This is a genomic window from Gallalistipes aquisgranensis, assembly GCF_014982715.1.
GTDB classification, from domain to species: Bacteria; Bacteroidota; Bacteroidia; order Bacteroidales; family Rikenellaceae; genus Gallalistipes; species Gallalistipes aquisgranensis.
On record NZ_JADCJY010000001.1, the window covers coordinates 1,550,630 to 1,570,512 of the forward strand.

Annotated in this window: 20 protein-coding genes; 7 read left to right on the forward strand and 13 right to left on the reverse strand. The window is 61.1% G+C overall.

The window, feature by feature from the left end; genetic code table 11:
- Window positions 1-36 precede the first annotated feature (36 nt).
- The 8 genes from INF32_RS06255 to prfA form a co-directional block, all read right to left on the reverse strand.
- On the reverse strand, window positions 37-801 hold the full coding sequence (locus INF32_RS06255; protein ID WP_226387499.1) for a methyltransferase domain-containing protein: 765 nt from the start codon (window positions 799-801) through the stop codon (window positions 37-39).
- Window positions 791-1,471, reverse strand: a complete 681-nt coding sequence (locus INF32_RS06260; RefSeq protein WP_226387500.1) for a pimeloyl-ACP methyl esterase BioG family protein — start codon at window positions 1,469-1,471, stop codon at window positions 791-793. Before INF32_RS06260 ends, INF32_RS06255 begins: the two co-directional genes overlap by 11 nt.
- Window positions 1,453-2,616, reverse strand: a complete 1,164-nt coding sequence (locus tag INF32_RS06265) for an aminotransferase class I/II-fold pyridoxal phosphate-dependent enzyme (protein WP_226387501.1) — start codon at window positions 2,614-2,616, stop codon at window positions 1,453-1,455. Before INF32_RS06265 ends, INF32_RS06260 begins: the two co-directional genes overlap by 19 nt.
- The gene (locus INF32_RS06270) at window positions 2,613-3,017 is read right to left on the reverse strand and encodes a YbaN family protein (protein WP_226387502.1); all 405 of its coding nucleotides are present in this window, start codon (window positions 3,015-3,017) and stop codon (window positions 2,613-2,615) included. The genes INF32_RS06265 and INF32_RS06270 overlap by 4 nt, the downstream gene beginning before the upstream one ends.
- A gap of 73 nt (window positions 3,018-3,090) precedes the next feature.
- Window positions 3,091-5,268 carry a RelA/SpoT family protein gene (locus tag INF32_RS06275; RefSeq protein WP_226387503.1) on the reverse strand — a complete coding sequence of 726 codons (2,178 nt, stop codon included), beginning with the start codon at window positions 5,266-5,268 and terminating at the stop codon, window positions 3,091-3,093.
- Between the two features lie 52 nt (window positions 5,269-5,320).
- Window positions 5,321-6,565 carry a glycosyltransferase family protein gene (locus INF32_RS06280; RefSeq protein WP_226387504.1) on the reverse strand — a complete coding sequence of 415 codons (1,245 nt, stop codon included), beginning with the start codon at window positions 6,563-6,565 and terminating at the stop codon, window positions 5,321-5,323.
- A 99-nt stretch (window positions 6,566-6,664) separates the two neighbouring features.
- Entirely contained in the window at window positions 6,665-7,495 is an 831-nt protein-coding gene (pyrF, locus tag INF32_RS06285; protein WP_226387505.1) for an orotidine-5'-phosphate decarboxylase, read from the reverse strand.
- A 35-nt stretch (window positions 7,496-7,530) separates the two neighbouring features.
- Window positions 7,531-8,616: a peptide chain release factor 1 gene (prfA, locus tag INF32_RS06290; protein WP_226387506.1), complete on the reverse strand. Its 1,086-nt coding sequence runs from the start codon at window positions 8,614-8,616 to the stop codon at window positions 7,531-7,533.
- A 310-nt stretch (window positions 8,617-8,926) separates the two neighbouring features.
- Here prfA and xseA point away from each other — a divergent pair, with 310 nt between their 5' ends.
- The 3 genes from xseA to INF32_RS06305 are packed head-to-tail and all read left to right on the forward strand — an operon-like array spanning window position 8,927 to window position 11,220.
- Window positions 8,927-10,225, forward strand: coding sequence for an exodeoxyribonuclease VII large subunit (xseA, locus tag INF32_RS06295; RefSeq protein WP_226387507.1), 1,299 nt, complete (start codon window positions 8,927-8,929; stop codon window positions 10,223-10,225).
- 22 nt (window positions 10,226-10,247) lie between these two features.
- Window positions 10,248-10,448, forward strand: a complete 201-nt coding sequence (gene xseB / locus INF32_RS06300) for an exodeoxyribonuclease VII small subunit (RefSeq protein WP_226387508.1) — start codon at window positions 10,248-10,250, stop codon at window positions 10,446-10,448.
- Window positions 10,449-10,452: 4 nt separating this feature from the next.
- Entirely contained in the window at window positions 10,453-11,220 is a 768-nt protein-coding gene (locus INF32_RS06305; protein WP_226387509.1) for a class I SAM-dependent methyltransferase, read from the forward strand.
- A 489-nt stretch (window positions 11,221-11,709) separates the two neighbouring features.
- Here the strand turns inward: INF32_RS06305 and INF32_RS06310 are convergent, their stop codons facing one another.
- The 5 genes from INF32_RS06310 to INF32_RS06330 are packed head-to-tail and all read right to left on the reverse strand — an operon-like array spanning window position 11,710 to window position 15,930.
- Entirely contained in the window at window positions 11,710-12,207 is a 498-nt protein-coding gene (locus INF32_RS06310; protein ID WP_226387510.1) for a hypothetical protein, read from the reverse strand.
- A gap of 27 nt (window positions 12,208-12,234) precedes the next feature.
- Complete coding sequence (locus INF32_RS06315) at window positions 12,235-12,774, reverse strand: PH domain-containing protein (protein ID WP_226387511.1); 540 nt, start codon at window positions 12,772-12,774, stop codon at window positions 12,235-12,237.
- A gap of 28 nt (window positions 12,775-12,802) precedes the next feature.
- Window positions 12,803-13,483 carry a 2-C-methyl-D-erythritol 4-phosphate cytidylyltransferase gene (locus INF32_RS06320; protein WP_226387512.1) on the reverse strand — a complete coding sequence of 227 codons (681 nt, stop codon included), beginning with the start codon at window positions 13,481-13,483 and terminating at the stop codon, window positions 12,803-12,805.
- Between the two features lies 1 nt (window position 13,484).
- The gene (locus INF32_RS06325; RefSeq protein ID WP_226387513.1) at window positions 13,485-14,543 is read right to left on the reverse strand and encodes an NAD-dependent epimerase/dehydratase family protein; all 1,059 of its coding nucleotides are present in this window, start codon (window positions 14,541-14,543) and stop codon (window positions 13,485-13,487) included.
- Between the two features lie 58 nt (window positions 14,544-14,601).
- On the reverse strand, window positions 14,602-15,930 hold the full coding sequence (locus INF32_RS06330; RefSeq protein ID WP_226387514.1) for a M23 family metallopeptidase: 1,329 nt from the start codon (window positions 15,928-15,930) through the stop codon (window positions 14,602-14,604).
- 195 nt (window positions 15,931-16,125) lie between these two features.
- Between INF32_RS06330 and INF32_RS06335 the strand changes: the two genes are divergently transcribed.
- The 4 genes from INF32_RS06335 to INF32_RS06350 all read left to right on the forward strand — a co-directional run bounded on the left by INF32_RS06335 (window position 16,126) and on the right by INF32_RS06350 (window position 19,859).
- A complete protein-coding gene (locus tag INF32_RS06335; protein WP_226387515.1) occupies window positions 16,126-16,671 on the forward strand; it encodes a DUF3575 domain-containing protein in 546 nt (181 codons plus the stop codon).
- Window positions 16,672-16,673: 2 nt separating this feature from the next.
- Window positions 16,674-17,453, forward strand: coding sequence for a hypothetical protein (locus tag INF32_RS06340; protein ID WP_226387516.1), 780 nt, complete (start codon window positions 16,674-16,676; stop codon window positions 17,451-17,453).
- Between the two features lie 131 nt (window positions 17,454-17,584).
- A complete protein-coding gene (locus INF32_RS06345; RefSeq protein WP_226387517.1) occupies window positions 17,585-18,781 on the forward strand; it encodes an MFS transporter in 1,197 nt (398 codons plus the stop codon).
- 82 nt (window positions 18,782-18,863) lie between these two features.
- Window positions 18,864-19,859, forward strand: coding sequence for a M23 family metallopeptidase (locus INF32_RS06350; RefSeq protein ID WP_226387518.1), 996 nt, complete (start codon window positions 18,864-18,866; stop codon window positions 19,857-19,859).
- The last annotated feature ends 24 nt before the right edge of the window (window positions 19,860-19,883 follow it).

The window sequence follows — 19,883 nt, forward strand, 5'->3', positions numbered from 1 at the left end:
CAATGTTCGATGGCATCAAAACAACCTTTCCCGTTCCTACCCTTTCCGGGCGACCAGCAGCACGGGGTGATAGGTCAGAGGGACACGGCCGTCGCGGTCCGAAGAGGCAAACCGTTCGCCGTACTCCTCGCAGAACTCCCGCAGGCGGCGGGGCGTCCAACTCTGTCGCACGGTGGCATTCACACCCGTCTCCCGGATGTGGCGGAGCACCTCCACCGGAGAGGAGAACCACAGCGTACGGCAGTAGGCCCGCTGCCACAGCAGCGTGAAACCCGCACGGCGCACCAGCGCGGAGAGGGCATCCGGCGCATAGTAGCAAAGCCCCTCCCCCGTAAGCGCCCTGATCTGCGAAAAATTATCGGGGCCGAAAGTCGAAAGGGCCAGGAAACCGCCCCTGCGCAATGCGGCGAAACTCTTTCCGAGAAACCGCGGCAAATCGTCGAACCACTGCACCGTGGAGGCCGACACCAGCAGATCGAGCTCCGGAGGAAACTCCGCCGTCTCGGCATCGCCCCACAGATACTGCGCCTCCACTCCGCCCGTATAGCGCCCGACATACTCCCGCGAGGCGGGAGCCAGATCGTTGAATACCCACGCCGTACGCGGAAAATACTCCACCAGCCGGCGGGTCAGGAACCCGGTGCCCGCCCCCACTTCCAGCGCCCGGGCGACGGTGCGGGGCACGTGGCGCATCACGGCGCCGGCCAGTTCGTCGCAAATTTCCTGCTGGACGAGCGCCAGCGTATCGTATCGTTCGAATCCGGCGGCGAACCGCTCCCGGATCAGTTCCTTATCGGCCATTTATTTCCCGTTCGATCAAATCCGAATCCCCGAAGGGATAGTGGGGCAAAGGTAACACTTCCGCCCGTTCGCCCCAATAGGCGGTCAGGTTTTCGACGGGAAAAATCACATCGTCCGTCCCCACCACGGCCCGGTCCCAGCGGATCGAAGGCTCGTAGGGCTCGAGCGAACCCTCGCACAGGCCGATCAACTCGCATTCATTGGCTTCGCGGTCGCGGAACGGAAGCCACGGCGCCAGACGGGCATACTCCTTCGGCCCGTACATCCTGCGGTTGAACTCGTCGATTCCGTATTTATGAATTCCGCGAAGGGTGACATTCATCCGTTTGGGGTCGATTCCCCTGCGGGCGTCCACCGGATAGGGCGAACCGCACAGGGCCACCGCCCGCGTCCATTCCACCCTCGTGAAAATCCGCTCGGCCACCCATACGCCGAACGACCAAGCGAACAGATAGCGCCTCGGATAGTCCGCCAGCGGCAGCCCCGGATCGGCGATCTCTCCCCTGAAATCGAAGAGGCAGACCACATCGCATCCCGCAGGCCGCACGTGTTCCACACACCGGGGCGCACAGGCCCATCCCAGCACGATCACCACGACCGCATCGTTGGGCCGTCCGCCGGACACCGGCACCCCGCGGTCCCGCGTCCTCACTAACCAAGCCGTTTCCATACCTCCGCAAAACGTTCGACATCCTCCGCCGACAGGGCGGCACTGAGCGACACACGCACACGGGCTTCGCCCTGCGGAACGGTCGGGTGACGGATCGCCGTCGTCCAGAACCCCTCCTCACGGAAACGGGCGGCCATCTCCAGCGCCCGGCCGTTCTCATAGGCCATGACGGGAACGATCTGCGTAGCGGCGGGATCGTCCGAAAGCAGCGACACCAACCGCCGCAGGTGTTCCCTCCGCTCCCCGAAACCGGGCAGCCGCCGCACCAGAAAATCGCTCCACAGGAGCGTGAGCGGAGGAAGCGCCGTCGAAAAAATCAGCGTCCGCATACGGTTGACCAACACCCGGCGCGTCAGCGGATCGGTCACCACGAATGCCCCGGCAGACGAAAGGGCCTTGCCCAGCGTGGCCACGATCACATCCACCTCCTGCGCCACACCCTCCTGCGCCGCACACCCCGCTCCCGAAGGGCCGAACACGCCAAAGGCATGCGCCTCGTCCAGATAGATGCGGAACCCGTACTTCCGTTTCAGCCGCACAAGCTCCGCCAGCGGGGCCCGGTCGCCGTCCATGCTGAAAACCGACTCGGTCGCCACCCATATCCGCCGGCCCGCACCGTATTTCCGGAGCAGCGACTCCAGATGTCCCGTATCGTTATGCCGGAAGCGCATCCACTCGGCCCCCGACAGTCTCAATCCGTCGATCAGGCTGGCATGCAGCAGTTTGTCGCCCAGGACAAGGTCCCCCTTCCCGGTGAGGGCCGGAAGCACTCCCGTATTGGCCAGATAACCGCATCCCACCACGAGCACCTCGCGGCCGGGCCACAGCGCCGCCAGCGAACCCTCCAGCCGTTCGTACTCGGGACTGTTTCCCGTCATGAGCCGCGAAGCGGGATTGCTCATCATGAAACGCCCCGGAAACTCTCCCTGTCCGGCGAGTTCGGCGAAAAAACCGCGTTGCAGCGCCTCGTCCGACAGCCCCAGATAATCGTTGGACGACAGGTTCAGATACCTCCCGCCTGCCTCGTCCTCAATGTATTTCCCTTCACACCGCGTACGGCGCAGTACGCGCAGATTGTTTTCCTCTTCGAGCCGCCTCAACAGCTCCTCCATCGGGTCCGCGCCCCCGTTTTCGTTTCGTATCATCGTATCTTCTCTTTCCCGGGGGTCTCTCCCTCCGGAAGGTTCCGTTTGGTCTTTTGTCCTGCGATATGCACCGTCACCCCGGCCGCCACCGCGAGCAGCAGGATGCTGAGCCACCGCACGTCGGTCAGCACGAAAGCCGACAGCAGGATCGTGCTCCAGAGCAGGAGCAGAATATACCACTTCACCCGCCGGGGAATACCCCGGCCGCTGCGATAGTCGTCCAGATAGCGTCCGAACAGGGAGTTGGTGAGCAGCCACCTCTCCAACCGTCCGCTGCTGCGCGAAAAGCACCACAGCGAAAGCAACAGGAACGGAGTGGTGGGCAGCACCGGAAGCGCCATGCCCAACATTCCGAGCCCGAGCGACAACAAGCCGCCCGCAAGACAGAGCGTTCTCAGCATCGGCCGCCCTCCCCCGCCGTATCCCGGAGAGGTTCCGGCCGCGAAAAACGCCCCCTCGTCTCTCCCTCCATGGCTAATTGTTGACGCGGAACACTTTCTGAACCCCCTTGATCCGCATCAGGGAATAGATCACCGTATCGACCACGCCGGCTCCGGGCACCTCCACGTTCACCAGCCCGGAGAGCGTTCCCCCGGCCGAGGAGAGGTTCATCGAACGGATATTGAGCTTCAGGTCCCGGTTGATGACCTCTGTGATACGGTTGACGATTCCGGTCGCATCCTCGGCCACCACCTTGAGCGACACGCGGAAGGCCCCCTGCTGCGTATCGCTGCGCCAACGGGCCGGCAGCACGCGGTAGGGATAGCGTTCCTGGAGGCGCAGGGCGTTGGGGCAATCCGTCCGGTGGATCGTAATGCCCGCATTGACCGTGATAAACCCGAAAATCTCGTCGCCGAAGATCGGGTTGCAACACTTGGCCAGTTTGTATTCCAGATGGTTGATCGTCTCGTCGATCACCAGCGCGTCCGGGTTCTTCGCGGCGGTCTTCACCGTAGAGGCCGGGGCCCGGGTCCGCGTCTCCGTCAGCTCGCCGCTGAGATGCTTCCCGATGATCTCCTTCACGTCCGCCAGGCCGATCTTCTCCGAGGCAATCTGTCCGTAGAGTTCCGTTCCCGTCCGGAGTTTGTAGTATTTGCAGAGCACCGTCACGGCGTCGTCCATCGTCACGGGCAGCTTCCAGTTCTTGATCTTGCGTTCCAGCTCCTCGCGCCCCAGATTGGCCGCCTTGGCCTGCTCCTCGCGCATGTAGGCCCTGATCTTGTTGCGGGCCTTGCTCGTGGTGACGAAATTGAGCCAGTCGGCCTTGGGTTTCTGGTTCTTCGAGGTGAGCACCTCCACAATGTCGCCGTTGTGGAGCACCTCCTTGATCGGCACGTTGCGGTGGTTGACCCGTCCGCCCGTGCAGGTGGCGCCCAGATTGGTGTGGATATCGAAGGCGAAATCGAGTACCGTGGCCCCTTCGGGCAACTTGCGCAGGTCGCCGTTGGGCGTGAAGACGAATATCTCGCCCGAAGCCAGCTTCGTGTCGAACCGTTCGGCGATATGGTTCGTATCGGTGCTCTCCATCAGTTCGCGCAGTTTGCCGAGCCACTGCTCGCTGCCCAGTCCGCCCTGGTTGACCCCCTTGTAGCGCCAGTGCGCGGCGATACCCCGCTCGGCTACGGCATCCATCCGCTCGGAGCGGATCTGTATTTCGACCCAATGGCCGTCGGGCGTCACCACCGTCGTATGGAGCGACTCGTAACCGTTCGACTTGGGAATCGAAATCCAGTCGCGCATCCGGTCGGGATTGGGAGTGTAGAAATCGGTGACGATGGAGTAGACGCTCCAGCACAGGGGTTTTTCCTGCTCGGGCGGACAGTCGATGATGATCCGCAGGGCGAAAATGTCGTACACCTCTTCAAACGGGATGTGCATGCGACGCATCTTCGACCAGATGGAGAAAATCGACTTGGTGCGGCTTTTGATATGGTACTTCAGACCGCTCTGGCGCAGTTTCGCCTCGATCGGTTCCAGAAATTTCGCGATGAACAGGTTCCGTTCGCGGGCCGTCTCCTCGAGCCGCGTATGGATGTAGTTGTAATCCTCCGGCTCCAGAAAACTCAGGGCGATGTCCTCCAGTTCGCTTTTCAGCGTATAGAGCCCCAGCTTGTGGGCGATCTGCGCATAAAGGTTGAGGCTCTCCCACGACTTTTTCTTCTGCTTATCCGGGGGGAACATGGAGAGCGAACGCATCACTTCCAGCCGGTCGGCCAGCTTGATGAGAATCACGCGCGGATCGGTGGAATAGGAGACGATCAGCTCCCGGAAATTGTCGGCCTGCTCGCTCGATATCTTGGGATCGACATCCGAGATATTGCACAGTCCTCCGAGTATCCCCACGCAGGCATCGCCGAACATACGGCCCGCCTCCTCGGGCGAAAGCATCCTCATCCGCACCACGTCGTGCAGCAAGGTCGAAATAGTGGAATTGCGCCCCAGCCCGATTTCGCCGATCACGATCTGCGCCGTAGCTACCGAATGGCCCAGCAGGGGCGTCCCGTCGTAACGGGTCAGCCCGGAGAGTTTCTCTTCGGCCAGCTCGAGCGCCCGGCCGATCATCTCTACGCTCCGGGCGCTGAAATTGGCCTCCGCCAACTCGAAAAGAGGACGATACCTCTCCCGGATTCCTGTTACCTCCGCATTTTCCATAACCGTCTCTGTGTGGTTCGAAAGATACGAAAAAAATATGGAAAAACCCGCATCAGCTCACTGTCAGCTCCTCCTCCCGGCACCCGTCTTCCTCCTCCCGCTCGGAAAGCACCAGTTCCATCACGGCATAGAGCCGCTGCACGCAGTCGCGCCACGAAAAGGTCCGGGCGAAACGGGCCCTTTCGCGGCGCAGTCCCTCCGGAGGAGGTTCGAAGAGCGCCCTCTCCAGCAACTCCAGGAAATGTCCGTCGCTGCGGGCCAGCGCCAGGTGCTCCCCGAAGGGGAACAGCGGATCGGTAGCCGTCGCCACGACGTTTTTTCCCAGTGCCAGATAGCGCACCACGCTGTCGGGATAGGATGCACGGGTATGCCCGTTGCGCGCCTCGGGACTGATGCACGCATCGAACTGGGCGACATAGGCGGGCAACTCCCGGTCCGCCTTCGCCCCCATGAAAAAGACATTGTTCAACCGGTGCAGTCCGTGCCGGGAGAAAAGGGCGTCTTCCCCTCCCGCCAGCACCAGCGAACAGCGGGGGAAAGCGCAGGCGATCCGGTAGAGCAGGTCCGGAGACTGGAGCATGACGCTCAGCGGCGCCGTCATGCCGATCAGCGGACGTGGAATACCGTACAGCGGGGACGGTTTGCGGTAGCGGTGTCCCGGATCGAACCCTTCCAGATCGGTGCCCCGGCCGATGGCGTAGGTATCGTAATTGTAAGCGCGCACCTGTTCGGCCAACATCACGTCTGCCGTCACCACCAGGTCGCTCTTGCGTACGAGCCGGGGCTCGAGCCGTTCGCCGTGCCGCCGCCAGAAATCGACCTGCTGCAAATCGAAGCGGCGGTAATAGACCGTAAGTTCGGGATCGAGGTATTCCTTCAGGTAGAGCCCCCGGTAAAAGTCGTTTTCGATCAGCAGGTAATGCTCTCCCATCCCCAGATGATCCATCGCCCAACGGATCACCTCCGCAAAGCGGCGTCCGTTGCGGCGGTTCAGCAGGTCGAACACCAGATCGGAATAGATTTTCGAAAACGAGGAGACCACCAGCGGGGGTTCGAGCACCCACAGCGAAGAGCCGGCCCGGCGGATGGCCGGTTCGCTGCCCCGCAGCACTCGGTTCTTGCGCTCCGTCTCCCGGTTTCCGCCACCGCCCAGCAGGGCCATCCAGTCGACCGGAGGATTGACGTAAAGCACACGGTTCTCCTGCGCAAGCTCCCGGGCCATCGCCTGACCCGGGGAAGCCTCCGTATCGCTCCACGACCGGAGCGCCGCCACCACGAACGTCTTATCTCGCACCATCTCCTCAGGGATTACCGATACCGCCGCCCGATAAAGACGACACCCGCAGCCGTGGCCGCGGGTGAAGCATAGGTATCAACAATCGTGCAAAGAGGTGCGTCAGCGGGGGAGGAATCGCCCGAGCAGGGTCTCCATCTGGCGCTGCATCTCGGCGGCCTTCGCCCCGGCCGCCTCGGCAAACCGCTCCGTGCGGTCGGCATAGATGATTCCGCGCGAGGAGTTGACCAGCAGGCCGCACCGCTTGTTCATCCCGAACTCGGCCACCTCGGCCAGGCTTCCGCCCTGCGCACCCACCCCGGGCACCAGAAGGAAGTGATGCGGCACGATCTTGCGGATGCTCCGCAGCATCCGGGCCTGCGTAGCCCCCACCACGTACATCGTGTCATCCGTCGTACCCCAGCTGCGCGACACCTTGAGCACCTGCTCGTAAAGGTAATCGCCGTTCTCCAGCCGCAGCATCTCGAAATCGGAGGCACTCGGATTGGAGGTCAGGGCCAGGATCACGGCCCAGCGGCCGGGATAGTTGTAAAACGGCTCCACCGTGTCGCGCCCCATATAGGGCGACAGGGTCACGGCGTCCACCAGCCCCTCGTCGAAAAAGGCACGCGCATACATCTGCGACGTATTGCCTATGTCGCCCCGTTTGGCATCGGCGATGACGAACATCTCCGGATAACGCTCCCGCAGATAGCGGCACGTCTTCTCGAAACTGGCCAGCCCGGCCGGTCCGTTCTCCTCGTAGAAGGCGAGGTTCGGCTTGTAGCACACGGTATAGGGAGCCGTCGCGTCTATTACGGCCCGGTTGAACTCGAACTGGGGATCGTCCGCCCCGGAGAGGCACTCGGGAGTCTTTTTCAGGTCGGTATCCAGACCCACGCAGAGGAAACTGCGTTTTTTCTCGATCTGCTCGAAAAGCTGATTGGCGTTCATCGTATGTCGGTTGGATTCTCTTTCGTTTCCTTCCCCTACTCCTCGCTGGCACGCAGGCGCTCGGCATTCTCGGCCACGATCAGATGGTCGATGCAGTCCTGGATGTCGCCGTCCATGAAAGCGGAAAGGTTGTAAATCGTGTAGTTGATCCGGTGGTCGGTGATCCGGCCCTGCGGATAGTTGTAGGTGCGGATCTTGGCGCTCCGGTCGCCCGTCGAGACCATCGTCTTCCGCTTGGAGGCGATCTCCTCCAGATACTTCGCGTATTCGAGGTTGAAGATACGCGTACGCAACTCCTCCAGCGCCTTGTCGAAATTCTTGAGCTGCGACTTCTGGTCCTGGCACTGCACCACGATCCCCGTGGGGATATGGGTCAGCCGGATGGCCGAATAGGTCGTATTGACCGACTGTCCGCCGGGTCCCGACGCACAGAAGGTATCCTTGCGGATGTCGTTCATGTTGAGGTCGATGTCGAACTCCTCGGCCTCGGGCAGCACGGCCACCGATGCGGCGGAGGTGTGGACGCGCCCCTGCGTCTCGGTCTGCGGCACGCGCTGTACGCGGTGCACGCCCGACTCATACTTGAGCGTTCCGTACACACTGTCTCCCGTCACCTTCAGCACCACCTCCTTGAAGCCTCCGGCGGCCCCCTCGCTCATGCTGTTGACCTCGTATTTCCAGCCTTTCCGCTCGATATATTTGGTGTACATGCGGAACAGGTCGCCCGCGAAGATGGCAGCCTCGTCGCCGCCCGTACCGCCGCGGATTTCGAGGATGGCATTCTTCTCGTCCTGGGGGTCCTTCGGGATGAGCAGCAGTTTGATCTCCTCCTCGAGGGCCCCGATGCGGGGTTCGAGTTCGGCGATCTCCTGGCGGGCCATCTCACGCATCTCCTCGTCCTTCTCGGTGGCATAGAGGTCCTTGGCCTCCTGCAGATTGGCCACGGCCGTACGGTAGCGGCCGCCAGCCTCGACGACGGGCTGCAACTCCTTGTACTCCTTGTTGAGGGCCACGAATCTCTTCATGTCGGCGATCACCTCGGGGTCGGTCATCTGCTGTCCGATCTCCTCGAACTTCAGTTTCAGTCCCTCCAGACGGGAAAGCAAGCTGTTCTCTGCCATAATCCTGTTTTTTTAGGCGACAAAGATAATCAAAAAAAATCAATCCGGCCGCCTTTTACCGGTTCGCCGCAAGATTCCTCCGTTCCGCGGGCCAGAGGACGACTTCCCGGGCTTTCCGCTGATTCTCTTCGGCCAGTTTCAGAATATGCTCCATGACGTATGCTCTTACCGGACAAAGGTAAGCAAAATCCGGCCACGGAACAATCGCCCGGGGAGAGGCGTGCCCGATTTCATAATTCGGATTAATAATTGTACCTTTGTCCGGTCAATCCTCCCCCGGGCGGCACCGCCCGGAAGAACATTCAGAGCCATGTCCGAAACCAGACACCTCACCCTGCAACAACTCCAGGCCCGGATCAAGGAGAGCCTCGACGGGGCGTTCCCGCTGCCCGTGTGGGTCGTGGCAGAGATCAGCGAACTGAAGGTGAACTACTCGGGCCACTGCTACATGGAGCTGGTCGAGAAGGGTGGCGACAACCAGGTGCCCCGCGCCAAATGCAGCGCCATCGTGTGGCGTTCGACATGGGGCGCCCTTTCCTCCTATTTCGCATCGGCCACCGGAAGCCCGCTGGGCGCAGGGATGAAGGTACTGCTGAAGGTCTCGGTCAACTATCACGAACTGTACGGACTCTCGCTCACCGTAAGCGACATCGACCCGCTCTACACCCTCGGCGACATGGAACGCCAGCGGCAGGAGACCATCCTGCGTCTGCAGGAAGAGGGGGTTTACGACATGAACCGGAGCCTCGACATGCCGCCCGTCATCCAGCGGATCGCCGTGGTCTCCTCGCGCAACGCGGCCGGTTTCCAGGACTTCATGAAGGAGCTGGGACGCAGTCCCTATGCCTTCGACGTGACGCTCTTCGACGCCTTCATGCAGGGAAACGAGGCCGAAGCCTCGATCATCGCCGCATTGGAACGTGTGGCGGACGAGGCCGACCGCTTCGACGTGGCAGTGGTGATCCGGGGAGGCGGTTCGCAGAGCGACCTGGCCTGCTTCAACTCCTACCGTCTGTGCAGCCACCTGGCCCAGTTCCCGCTGCCGGTGCTCACGGGCATCGGCCATGACAAGGACCAGAGCGTGGCCGATCTGGTGGCGGCCCTCGCCCTGAAGACCCCGACCGCCGTGGCGGCCCATCTGGCCGACGGCCTGGCCCGGTTCGACACGTGGCTCGACACGCTCCGCGACGAAGTGACGGGGCAGACCGTCACCATGCTCGACCAGGCCCGCCGCTCCCTTCAGGAATACGGCTTCTCCCTCTCCCGGACGGCCACGGAACTGACCCGTTCGCTGGAACTGCGCCTGGAGCGCCTTTCCGGAGAGGTGGTCCGCCGCAGCGAAGCGCTTCTCACGGCAGGCCGCACCCGCACGGACGGCTTCCGGACGCTGCTCGCCGAACGGACGCACACGCTGCTCACCGCACGTGGACGCCACATCGCCATGCTGGAATCCCTGACCGAAAGCCGCAGGCCGGAGAAAATCCTCGCGCTGGGTTTTTCCGTGGTACGCAGCGGAGGGAAAGCCGTCAAGGACGGTGCAGCGCTCCGGGAAGGCGACCCCGTGCGGATCACCTTCGCACGCGGCGAAAAAGAGGCGATCATACGATAGAACGAAAAAACGAAATACGTCAATGGAAAGCAAAGAGACGAAACCCACTTACAGCGAGGCGATCCGCGAGATCGAGACGATCCTCGACCGGTTCAGCCGGGAGGAGTTCGACGTGGACGCGCTGGCCGCACAGGTGAAACGGGCGACGGAGCTGATCCGGCTCTGCAAGAAAAAGCTGAAAAAGGCCGAGGACGACGTGGCCAAGGTGCTGAAAGAGGAATAGGGCGATGAAACGAGCGATCCGATACGTACTGAACCACGTTCCGCGCCGCCACATCCAGCGGGTAGTCCACCTGGTGACCCCGGTGCTGGGGCTGGCCTATGCAGGACGGGGCTCGGAGTGTCCCGTGTGCGGGGCGCATTACCGCAGATTCCTGCCTTACGGATATGTCACGCCACGCGCCAATGCGCTCTGTCCCCGCTGTCTCGCGCTGGAGAGACACCGGCTCATGTGGCTCTATCTGGTGCGGGAGACCGACTTTTTCACCGCCCGTCCCCGGGTGCTGCACGTGGCTCCGGAACACTGTTTCATCAAAAGGTTCGAGCGGGCGCTGGGCGACCGGTACGTGACGGCCGACCTGGAGTCGCCGCTGGCCAAGGTAAAAATGGACATTCAGCGGATTCCCTTTCCGGACGACAGTTTCGACGTCATCTTCTGCAACCACATTCTGGAACACGTGGAGGACGACCGGCTGGCTCTGCGCGAAATGTTCCGGGTGATGCGCCCCGGCGGGTGGGGCATCCTGCTCTCACCGGTCAATTACGAACGGGAGGTCACCTACGAAGACCCCTCGATCACCGACGAGGCGGGCCGAGAACGGGCTTTCGGCCAGAAAGACCACGTGCGCGACTACGGCAGGGACTACCCCGACCGGCTGGCCGAAGCGGGTTTCTCCGTCGAGTCGATCGACTACGCCGCCACCCTCACCCCCGAAGAGGTCGCCCGGTACGCCCTGCGCCACGAAATCGTCTACCTCGTGCGCAAACACAAATAACAAGGACAACGACGGCTCAATATTTCGAACGTTCATCCACCGGAACCCCTTCAGCTCTCAACTCCGCAGCAATCCGAGGGATCTCACCGGCATCTACCAGGTAGAGTCTCCATAACTTGGTATTGTCAATACCTCCGATCTTCCATGTCAATTCGAGACCGAGAGCGTTCGGCGACAATTTTCTCAATCCGACCCGGACAATATCTCCGTACAAAACTTCCTCGGACTGTTTAAACACGCCGTTCGACACACATAGCCGATCATTTCCAATCGACAAATACCATGCACAGGCAAGACCGTAAAGCATCGCACAAAAAGCAGGCACACCTCCCAGCAGACATGACAGAATCGGCCTCAACGGCTCCCGGAATCCCGGCAATATCTGGCTTGCGAAGCATCCGACCACCAGCAACACGCCGCTCAACAAAAAAGAATCTCCTGCATTGCGGCGAGCGAAATATCTTCATCTTATACACCATTCCGCACACATTATCGTCGTGACTTCAATTTCAAGAAAGATTCCATATTCCGGGCTTCCACTTTCACGCCCCGTTCCTGCAGATCGAGCATCAAAGGCCGTAGCCGGTCGGGAGCAACCAATTCGATAAAATAACGCCGGGTGCGCCCTCCGTTCGTGTAGATTCGCATATAAGGATACCCCATTTGTCCCGTCCGATTCACAAATTCGATCTTTCGGATCTCCGAATATTCGTAACTATCATTGACAAACCGATAGAACACTCCCCTTACAGTGAACCCTTTATCCCGGACGATCACATAGTTGTAATATGAAAAGCCGTACAATACTACCGCCAAACACAAACCCGCCAGAAACATGGATATCACACCGCCCACCGGCGACATGCTCCAATGTTTCACCGCATACGGAATCATCCATATTTCCCAAGCTATAATAGGAACGATATGAAACCATGTCTTTTCCAATCCCCACGGATTACGCCAGTACTTTTTCAGCATCTCCTGCACAAACATTAAATATATACTAGGGTGTGTTCAGGGACGATGATTCTGCTCCCGGAAGTCCCGGTCCAGATAGCGTTTCCGGGCCCGGTTCACCGCGGCGACCAGAGCGTCGGGATCGGGGCAGCTCACCACGTACTTCTGTTCGTAGATGTCCTCGACCTGCACGAAATCGTCCCATCGTTTGGCATACACCTTGATCGTCTGCCACTCCCGCAGGTCGTAATAATAACCGTAATAGCCGAAAAAGCCGTAACTGCCCAGCAGGGGGAAAGCGTAGCGCATGGCGTCGGCATCGAGCCGGACCGCCGACTTCACATCCCCGATATGGATGCGGGTCAGCTCCACCACGCAGTGTATCTCGAACGCTTCGTCATCCACCCTCACGTATCGCGGAATGGAAAGGATATAGAGCGCCGCCACCGCCAGCACGAAAAAGAGGAACCACGCAGAGAGGTAGCCCCCCACACCGAACCACAGGATCACGCAGAAAGCGGCCGTCACCGCCACGATCACCGCTGCGGTGATGCGCTTGCTGCGCCTGTCGAACTTATATCTGAAAATCTCTTCCATAGCATCGTCTTTTTCCGGGCCGCCGAGCCTATGGCTCCGTACGGCCGATCCAGGCCCCGGCGACCACCATGTCGAACGGCGTGGTGATCTTGATATTGCTCCGCTCGCCCTCGCACAGGGCGATCCGTACTCCGGCACGCTCCACGACCGTCGCATCGTCCGTGAAGGCGGCACACCACGGCTGCCGATAGGCCTGCCGGAGCAGTTCCCCGCGAAAACCCTGCGGAGTCTGCACGGACCTCAGCGAAGAGCGGTCCACGGCCGCGGAAACACCCTCCGCATCCACCCGACGGAACGAATCGGCCGGTTCGGCCACAGGAACGGCAGCTCCCGTCCGGCGTGCCGTATCGAGCACACGGCGGATCAGCTCTCCGCTCGCCAGCGGCCGCACGCCGTCCTGCACCAGGACGAAATCCGCATCGGGAACCATCGCCAGCCCGGCCTTCACCGAAAGGAAACGGTTCTCCCCGCCCGGACATACCCGGTGTGTTCCCTCCAGGGCGTACTCCCGGCAGATCGCCTCCCAGCGGGTCGTCTCCCCGGCAGGAAGCACCACCACGACATCGGCCCGCGGAAGCGTTGCGAGAAACCGCTCCAGCGTGTGCACCAGCACCGGACGTCCCGCCAGCGGCAGGAACTGTTTGGGAACCTCCGATCCCATACGGGTACCGGAACCTCCGGCCACGATGATGACCGCCGTCTTTTCCATACTATCTCTTTTTTCTGTCTTCTCTGTACAAGGCCACCAGCCGGGCGACGCTCCGCTCCGGAGACGTATAAACGAACGAAGGAAGATAACGGCCGATTTTACTGCCGTCGTAGCGACAGCTGCGGGAGAGAATATCCGCCAGCTCCTGCGAAAGGAGAGCCCTTCCTCCGAATATCCGGGCCGTTTTCACCGCCGCAGCCAGCAACTTCGGGCCCGCCTTCATCTTCGGTCCCCTCCGGCCGGCGGCCCGGGCTCCGGCTTCGAGCAGCTCCCGGTAGGAGAGATTGCCTCCGCAGAGGATGAAACGCTCTCCGACAGCTCCCCCGCATCCGGCCAGATCGGCCAGCGCCCGAGCCACATCGTGCACGTCAACGAATCCGGTCGCCCCCTGCGGGTAGAAAAAGGAACCGCCGGCGAGCACGGGAACGATCGCGGGACTGCCCGTACGCCAGTCGCCGGCCCCGAGAATCACGGCCGGGTTGACCACCACGGCCCGCAATCCCTCGGTCACGCCCCGCCAGACTTCGTTTTCGGCGAAAAACTTGCCGATTCCGTAGGGGGAGGTTCCTGCCAGACTCTCCAGCGTCGCGGTCTCATCCGTCAGGCCGCCGTCGGGCGCCGTGCCGAGTGCCGCGATCGAACTCACATGCATGAAACGCCTCACCCCGCACGTCAGCGCGGCATTGACCAGGTGGGCCGTCATCTCCACGTTGGTCTCGATCATCTCCTCCGCCCCGCCGCCGTCCAGCGACACCCGGGCCGCACAATGGAACACGGTGTCCGTACCTTCCAGCAGTCCGGCCAGTTCGAGCGGATTGTTCAGCGCAGCCTCCACGATACGCAACGCCCCCGACGAAGAGATCACCCCTTCGCGCTCCAGCGTGGCGTACAGCCGTTCCGCCCGCGCCGGATTCCGGACGGGCAGCACCAACTGCGAACAACCCCGCCGCAACAGTTCCGCCACCAGATGACTGCCCACCATGCCGGTCGCCCCGGTCACGATGATTTTCGCCCCGGGAGCGAAAACGTCCCCGGCGGCATCTTCCGCTCTACTCTGCATATCCGAACGATCCATCTCCCCATTCCGGCCGTACGAGGCCGCCCCTTTGTTCTGCATCCTACTTCTCCTCCCCGGCGGACGCGACCGGAACCGCCCGGTAGACATCCAGCGAATCGAGCTGGGTGACCACCCTCGCCGAATCGGCCGAAGCCCCGTTCAACTCGGCCAGCACGAGCTGCCGGATCATGTCGAAATCGGCCCGGTTCTCCGCCGAGATCGGCTCCGTCGGCTCCGACGGCACCTTCAGCGGGTCGATCGGCTGGCCGTTGCGCCACAATCGGAAATCGAGGTGCGGCCCCGTGGAGATACCCGTAGAGCCCACATATCCGATCAGGTCGCCCTGCGCCACACGTTTGCCCGAGACCAGTCCCTTGGCGTATCCCCTCAGGTGGAGATAACCCGACATCAGCCCTCCGGCATGTTTGATCTTGACCATATTGCCGTTTCCGCCCTTGTAACCTTTATAGACCACCACCCCGTCGGCCACGGCATGCACCGGTGTCCCCGAAGGGGCGGCGTAGTCCACCCCGTAGTGCGGACGGCGTATCTTCAGCACGGGATGCAGCCTCGAACGCGAAAAACGGGAACTGATCCGGGAGAATTTCAGCGGGGCCTTGAGCAGGTTTTTCCGCAGGGAGTTGCCCTGTTCGTCCCAGTAGGTGATCTTGGTTCCCTGTTTGAAGGGGATGGCGTAATAACTCTTTCCCGCATGGTTGAAAATGGCCCCCCAGATACGGCCCACGCCCACCGACACGGAATCGACATACCGCTCGTCGTAAACCACCGTAAAGCCGTCGCCTTCCTGCAGGCCGAAGAAGTCGATCGTCCAGGCGAAAATATCCGACAGGTCCATCGCCAGTGCCGGGCTCAGGTCGTTGTCTACCATGCAGTTCCACAGCGAACTGGAGATCGTCGCCGTACAGCGCCGCCGCTCCACCCGCACCTCCTTGCTGCCGGAAGTCACCCTCACCGAGTCGCCGTCGAGCGAAATGACCACGAAATCGGTCAGACTTTTCTCATAGGCGAAATGCTCCAGCGCGCGGGTCGAATCGGCCCGCAGGAAAGCCGTATAGGCATGTCCGGCCCGCATGTTGCGCAGGGGGAAGACCTCTTCCGCCGCCCGCGCCACGCGATCGACCACGACGGGCCCGATTCCGTAGCGGGCGAAAATCGTGGATAGCGTCTGCCCGCTCTCCACCTCGCCCTCTTCGATGATATATTGCCCCTTGTCGATACCGTACAGCAGCTCGGCCGAAGCCACCTCCCCGGGCTCCGCCTCCTCGGAGGCCGTCCCGCCGCGGTCCGCCACGACGCTCCACACCGCGGCGATTACGACCAGCGCCGCCACGGCGGCGGCGCCCCAGATAATCCATTGTTTCTTTCCCATGACCTCAAAGTTACATTTTTCTTCTTTCAGAAAAAAACCCGCACCCCTCACTTTTATTGTATTTTTATCAACATTCCCATTCCGAACGGTCCGAATCGTCACCCGAACCGCTTTCCGGGACACAATCGCACTTGCGTTTCCGGGATTAGTTTTTAACTTTGCCCGTCGTACCCAACTGTCAAACATACGGACTCTATGAAAAAAACCTTGACCCTTCTCGTGTCGGCGCTCCTGCTCTCGGCCACCGGCCTCAACGCCCAGACCACCCTGAGAGCCAACCTGCCCGGATGGGCGATCGCCATCGGCAACCTCGGCGTGGAAACCGCCCTGGCCAGACACTTCACGCTGGCGGCCGAAGGATACTATTCGCCGTTCTGGAACGTGAAGAACTTCCGGATGCGGGGTTACATGCTTACGCCCGAAATCCGTTATTATTTCTGCGAAAAGTTCAACAAGCACTACCTCGGTCTGCACGGCAACTACGCCAACTACGACCGCCTGCAGCCCAGCAAGCTCCAGAACATCCGCCAGGGACACGCCTGGGCGCTGGGTCTGAGCTACGGACACCAGTGGATTTTCAACCACCACTGGTATTTCGACCTGTTTATCGGCGCGGGCTGGTGGCGCTTCGACAACGACGTCTACTGCAAGCACGAGCCCGACTACAAGATCCGGGAACACGTGAAAGAAAACAAATTCGGCATCACCCGCGGCGGAGCCTCGTTCGCCTATCGTTTTTAGCCATGAAAAAGACCCTGTTCATTCTGGCGGCTGCCGCCGCACTCCTGAGCTCCTGCAAAGAGGAGACATGCGACATCTCGTTCTGCGACATGACCTTCCGCTTCACCGCCGCGGGCGACGGCACGGGGGAATTCCCGGTCGGGAAACTCCAGCTTTTCCTGAAAGACAACGTCGGGGGACGCATTTCGGGTCCGGTGACCTTCGACCCCGAAACACTGAAGGCGTCCGCCGTGGAGGAGGCCGACGGCTCCTTCCGTTTCTCCGCCACGCAACGCATTCCGCGGGGCGACTACACGCTCTGGTGCTGGGCCAACGTACACGACGAGTCGGTCTATTCGTTCGACCGTTATTCCATCTCGATGAAGGACAACATCACCGGGTCCGGCTATCTGCTGGGCAAGTCCGCCGGGATGCAGATCGGAAGCCGGCTCATGGAGACCTCCTTCGACCTGGTCCCCGTCACCGCCCGGGTCCCCGTCACGGTACACCCGGACTTCGACCAGGCCGTTTCGCTCTACATCGCAGACGTGGCCCGCAGGGTCGATGCCGACGGCAACTATTCCGAACCGGGAACGATAGCATTCGAAGCCGACCGTTTCGAAAACATGCCCCCGTCGCTGATCTACCTCTTCCCGACCCTGTCCGACGGATCGGCCGGCACCCCGGCCCGCCCCAGCGAATTCACCCTGACCTACCGGATCGGCACGACCGACTACGTGGAGCGCGCCGAAGCGCTCCTTCTGGCCGGAGAAACCGTCCCGGTCACATTCGGAGCGCCGTAACCAACACTACGATCCAACGCTTACGAAATAATCTCCCCGCAGAACGGATTACCGCAGCAGGAATAATCGGTCATCACGGAAACCGTTTTTCCCAAAACATCATTACCTTTGCGGCAAATTAGATGTTTCGTATGACGCAAGACCGTCTGGTTACGCCGAGCTACTGCTTCATCCTCTCGGCGAATTTTCTGCTCTATTTCGGGTTCTACCTGCTGATGCCCGTCCTGCCGTTCTACCTCACCGAAGTGTTCCGTACGGGCAACGCTACGGCGGGAATCGTGCTCAGCTGCTATACTGTCGCGGCGCTTACCGTCCGCCCATTTTCGGGCTACCTGCTCGACACGTTCGCCCGCAAGCCGCTCTACCTGTTCGCCTTCTTCATCTTCACGGCGATCTTCGCGGGATACCTGCTGGCCGGATCGCTCACGCTGTTCATCATCCTGCGCGTGCTGCACGGAGTGGCTTTCGGCACGGTCACCGTGTCGGGCAACACCATCGTGATCGACATCACCCCCTCCTCGCGCCGGGGCACGGCGGTGGGTTACTACGGTCTCTCGAACAACATAGCCATGTCGATCGGCCCGATGGTGGGGCTTTTCCTGCACGACTTCTATTCGTTCACGACCATCTTTCTCTGCGCCCTGGGGTCCTGTTCGCTCGGTTTCGTCATGGCCACGCTGGTCAAAACCCCGCCCAAACAGCCCGTGAAACGGGAGCCCGTATCGCTTGACCGGTTCATCCTGCTGAAGGGCATCCGGGCCGGTTTCGCCCTGCTGCTGCTCTCGATTCCCTACGGCATGACCACCACCTATGTGGCCATGTACGCCCGCCAGCTGGGTATCACAGGGGGCTCGGGGCTCTTCTTCACGCTGATGGCCGTCGGCATGGCCGTATCCCGGATCTTCTCCGGACGCCAGGTCGACAAGGGCCGTATCCCGCAGGTGATCTCGCTGGGCATGTATCTGGCCTGTGTCTGTTTCTTCGCCCTCTCGGCCTGCGCTTTCCTCGCCCAGTGGGACGACCGGGTAAGCACAGGTGTCTATTTCGGCGTCGCCCTGCTGCTGGGCGTGGGATTCGGCACCATGTTCCCCGCCTTCAACACCCTGTTCGTCAACCTCGCCCCCAACAGCCAGCGGGGAACGGCCACTTCGACCTACCTCACGTCGTGGGACGTGGGCATCGGTATCGGACTGGTGGCCGGCGGCTACATCGGCCAGATCAGCACGTTCGACACGGCCTACCTGTTCGGCGCCTGCCTGACGGTCGTTTCGATCGTCTATTTCCGGCTGCGGGTCGCCCCCCACTTCGAAAAGAACAAGCTGCGATAAACCCGCAAAAAAGCGGATGAAGATTAGGATATGTTCCGGAAATTCCCTACTTTCGGAATACCAATACCTTAATCCGCTACCTATGAAAAGAATCCTGCTTCTGTCATTCGTCATGGCGCAGGCACCGGCCGTCATGGCGCAGTATCCCACCGGGCACCCTTCGGAGCGGCCGAACATCGAATCCCGGACCGACAGACCCGATCTCCCGGTTGAAATCGTGTCCAAACGCAACAAGGACAACAGCATCTCCTTCTGGGCATCCAAGAGACGGCCGGGCACCTACACGATCTTCCTGAATTTCGAGAATCTGGAAAACTGCACGGAGCCGAGAAACATCATGATACCGGTCCGGTACGAAGGACTGATCTACACGCTCCGCCCGGAAAACAGCGACCGCCCCATCCGTTATCGTTTCCGTTACCTGCCGCAGCAGGGGGTCATCAATCCCAAACAGGTGGACGAACGGTTCGTCTACCGGCTTCCGTTCAGCCTCCACCGTCCCGATTCGGTCACTGTGAGAACCCTGCGGATGCGGGTATCGAAAGACCGGATGCCTGTTGACCGCCGCAACGAAGCGGTCAGTCACCAATTCATCCTGCAACGGGGCGACACGGTATTCGCCATACGGCGCGGCACGGTCGTCGCCACGAGCGACCGCCCCGGCACAAACAGACTGAAAGACGGGGAGATCGGCAGCACCACCAGCAACGGGATTCTGGTGGAACACGCCGACGGTACGCTGGCCTACTACTGCGTGCTGGAACCGGGCTCCCATCAGGTAAATCCGGGCGACGACGTCTACCCCGGCACCGCACTGGGATGTGCAGGCTCGCTCGACGGCAGCCGGCACGAAGTCCGTGTTCGGCTCTACTACAAGACTTTGGGCAAAGAGGATTTCGAGAGTTTCAAGCGTCTGACGGCCAATGTGTACCTGAACCCCGTATTCGCCACGGAGGAGGGCCATGTCCGGCTCGTATCCGGCCGCAGCTACCGCGCCGTGCAGACAGACGAGATACTCCAGGCAGAAATGAGCAAACGCGAACTCAAACAACTGAAAAAAACCGGACGGCGGAAATAGGAAAAATTCACCTTTCGGCAGGCA

Bases quoted from the DNA above. Each gene is read 5' to 3' on its own strand.
- INF32_RS06275 (WP_226387503.1), bottom strand. From the start codon at position 5,268: ATGGAAAATGCGGAGGTAACAGGAATCCGGGAGAGGTATCGTCCTCTT.
- INF32_RS06280 (WP_226387504.1), bottom strand. From the start codon at position 6,565: ATGGTGCGAGATAAGACGTTCGTGGTGGCGGCGCTCCGGTCGTGGAGC.
- INF32_RS06260 (WP_226387500.1), bottom strand. From the start codon at position 1,471: ATGGAAACGGCTTGGTTAGTGAGGACGCGGGACCGCGGGGTGCCGGTG.
- INF32_RS06345 (WP_226387517.1), top strand. From the start codon at position 17,585: ATGACGCAAGACCGTCTGGTTACGCCGAGCTACTGCTTCATCCTCTCG.
- prfA (WP_226387506.1), bottom strand. From the start codon at position 8,616: ATGGCAGAGAACAGCTTGCTTTCCCGTCTGGAGGGACTGAAACTGAAG.
- pyrF (WP_226387505.1), bottom strand. From the start codon at position 7,495: ATGAACGCCAATCAGCTTTTCGAGCAGATCGAGAAAAAACGCAGTTTC.
- INF32_RS06335 (WP_226387515.1), top strand. From the start codon at position 16,126: ATGAAAAAAACCTTGACCCTTCTCGTGTCGGCGCTCCTGCTCTCGGCC.
- INF32_RS06315 (WP_226387511.1), bottom strand. From the start codon at position 12,774: ATGGAAGAGATTTTCAGATATAAGTTCGACAGGCGCAGCAAGCGCATC.
- INF32_RS06270 (WP_226387502.1), bottom strand. From the start codon at position 3,017: ATGCTGAGAACGCTCTGTCTTGCGGGCGGCTTGTTGTCGCTCGGGCTC.
- INF32_RS06330 (WP_226387514.1), bottom strand. From the start codon at position 15,930: ATGGGAAAGAAACAATGGATTATCTGGGGCGCCGCCGCCGTGGCGGCG.
- INF32_RS06255 (WP_226387499.1), bottom strand. From the start codon at position 801: ATGGCCGATAAGGAACTGATCCGGGAGCGGTTCGCCGCCGGATTCGAA.
- INF32_RS06325 (WP_226387513.1), bottom strand. From the start codon at position 14,543: ATGCAGAGTAGAGCGGAAGATGCCGCCGGGGACGTTTTCGCTCCCGGG.
- INF32_RS06350 (WP_226387518.1), top strand. From the start codon at position 18,864: ATGAAAAGAATCCTGCTTCTGTCATTCGTCATGGCGCAGGCACCGGCC.
- INF32_RS06320 (WP_226387512.1), bottom strand. From the start codon at position 13,483: ATGGAAAAGACGGCGGTCATCATCGTGGCCGGAGGTTCCGGTACCCGT.
- INF32_RS06265 (WP_226387501.1), bottom strand. From the start codon at position 2,616: ATGATACGAAACGAAAACGGGGGCGCGGACCCGATGGAGGAGCTGTTG.
- xseA (WP_226387507.1), top strand. From the start codon at position 8,927: ATGTCCGAAACCAGACACCTCACCCTGCAACAACTCCAGGCCCGGATC.
- INF32_RS06340 (WP_226387516.1), top strand. From the start codon at position 16,674: ATGAAAAAGACCCTGTTCATTCTGGCGGCTGCCGCCGCACTCCTGAGC.
- xseB (WP_226387508.1), top strand. From the start codon at position 10,248: ATGGAAAGCAAAGAGACGAAACCCACTTACAGCGAGGCGATCCGCGAG.
- INF32_RS06305 (WP_226387509.1), top strand. From the start codon at position 10,453: ATGAAACGAGCGATCCGATACGTACTGAACCACGTTCCGCGCCGCCAC.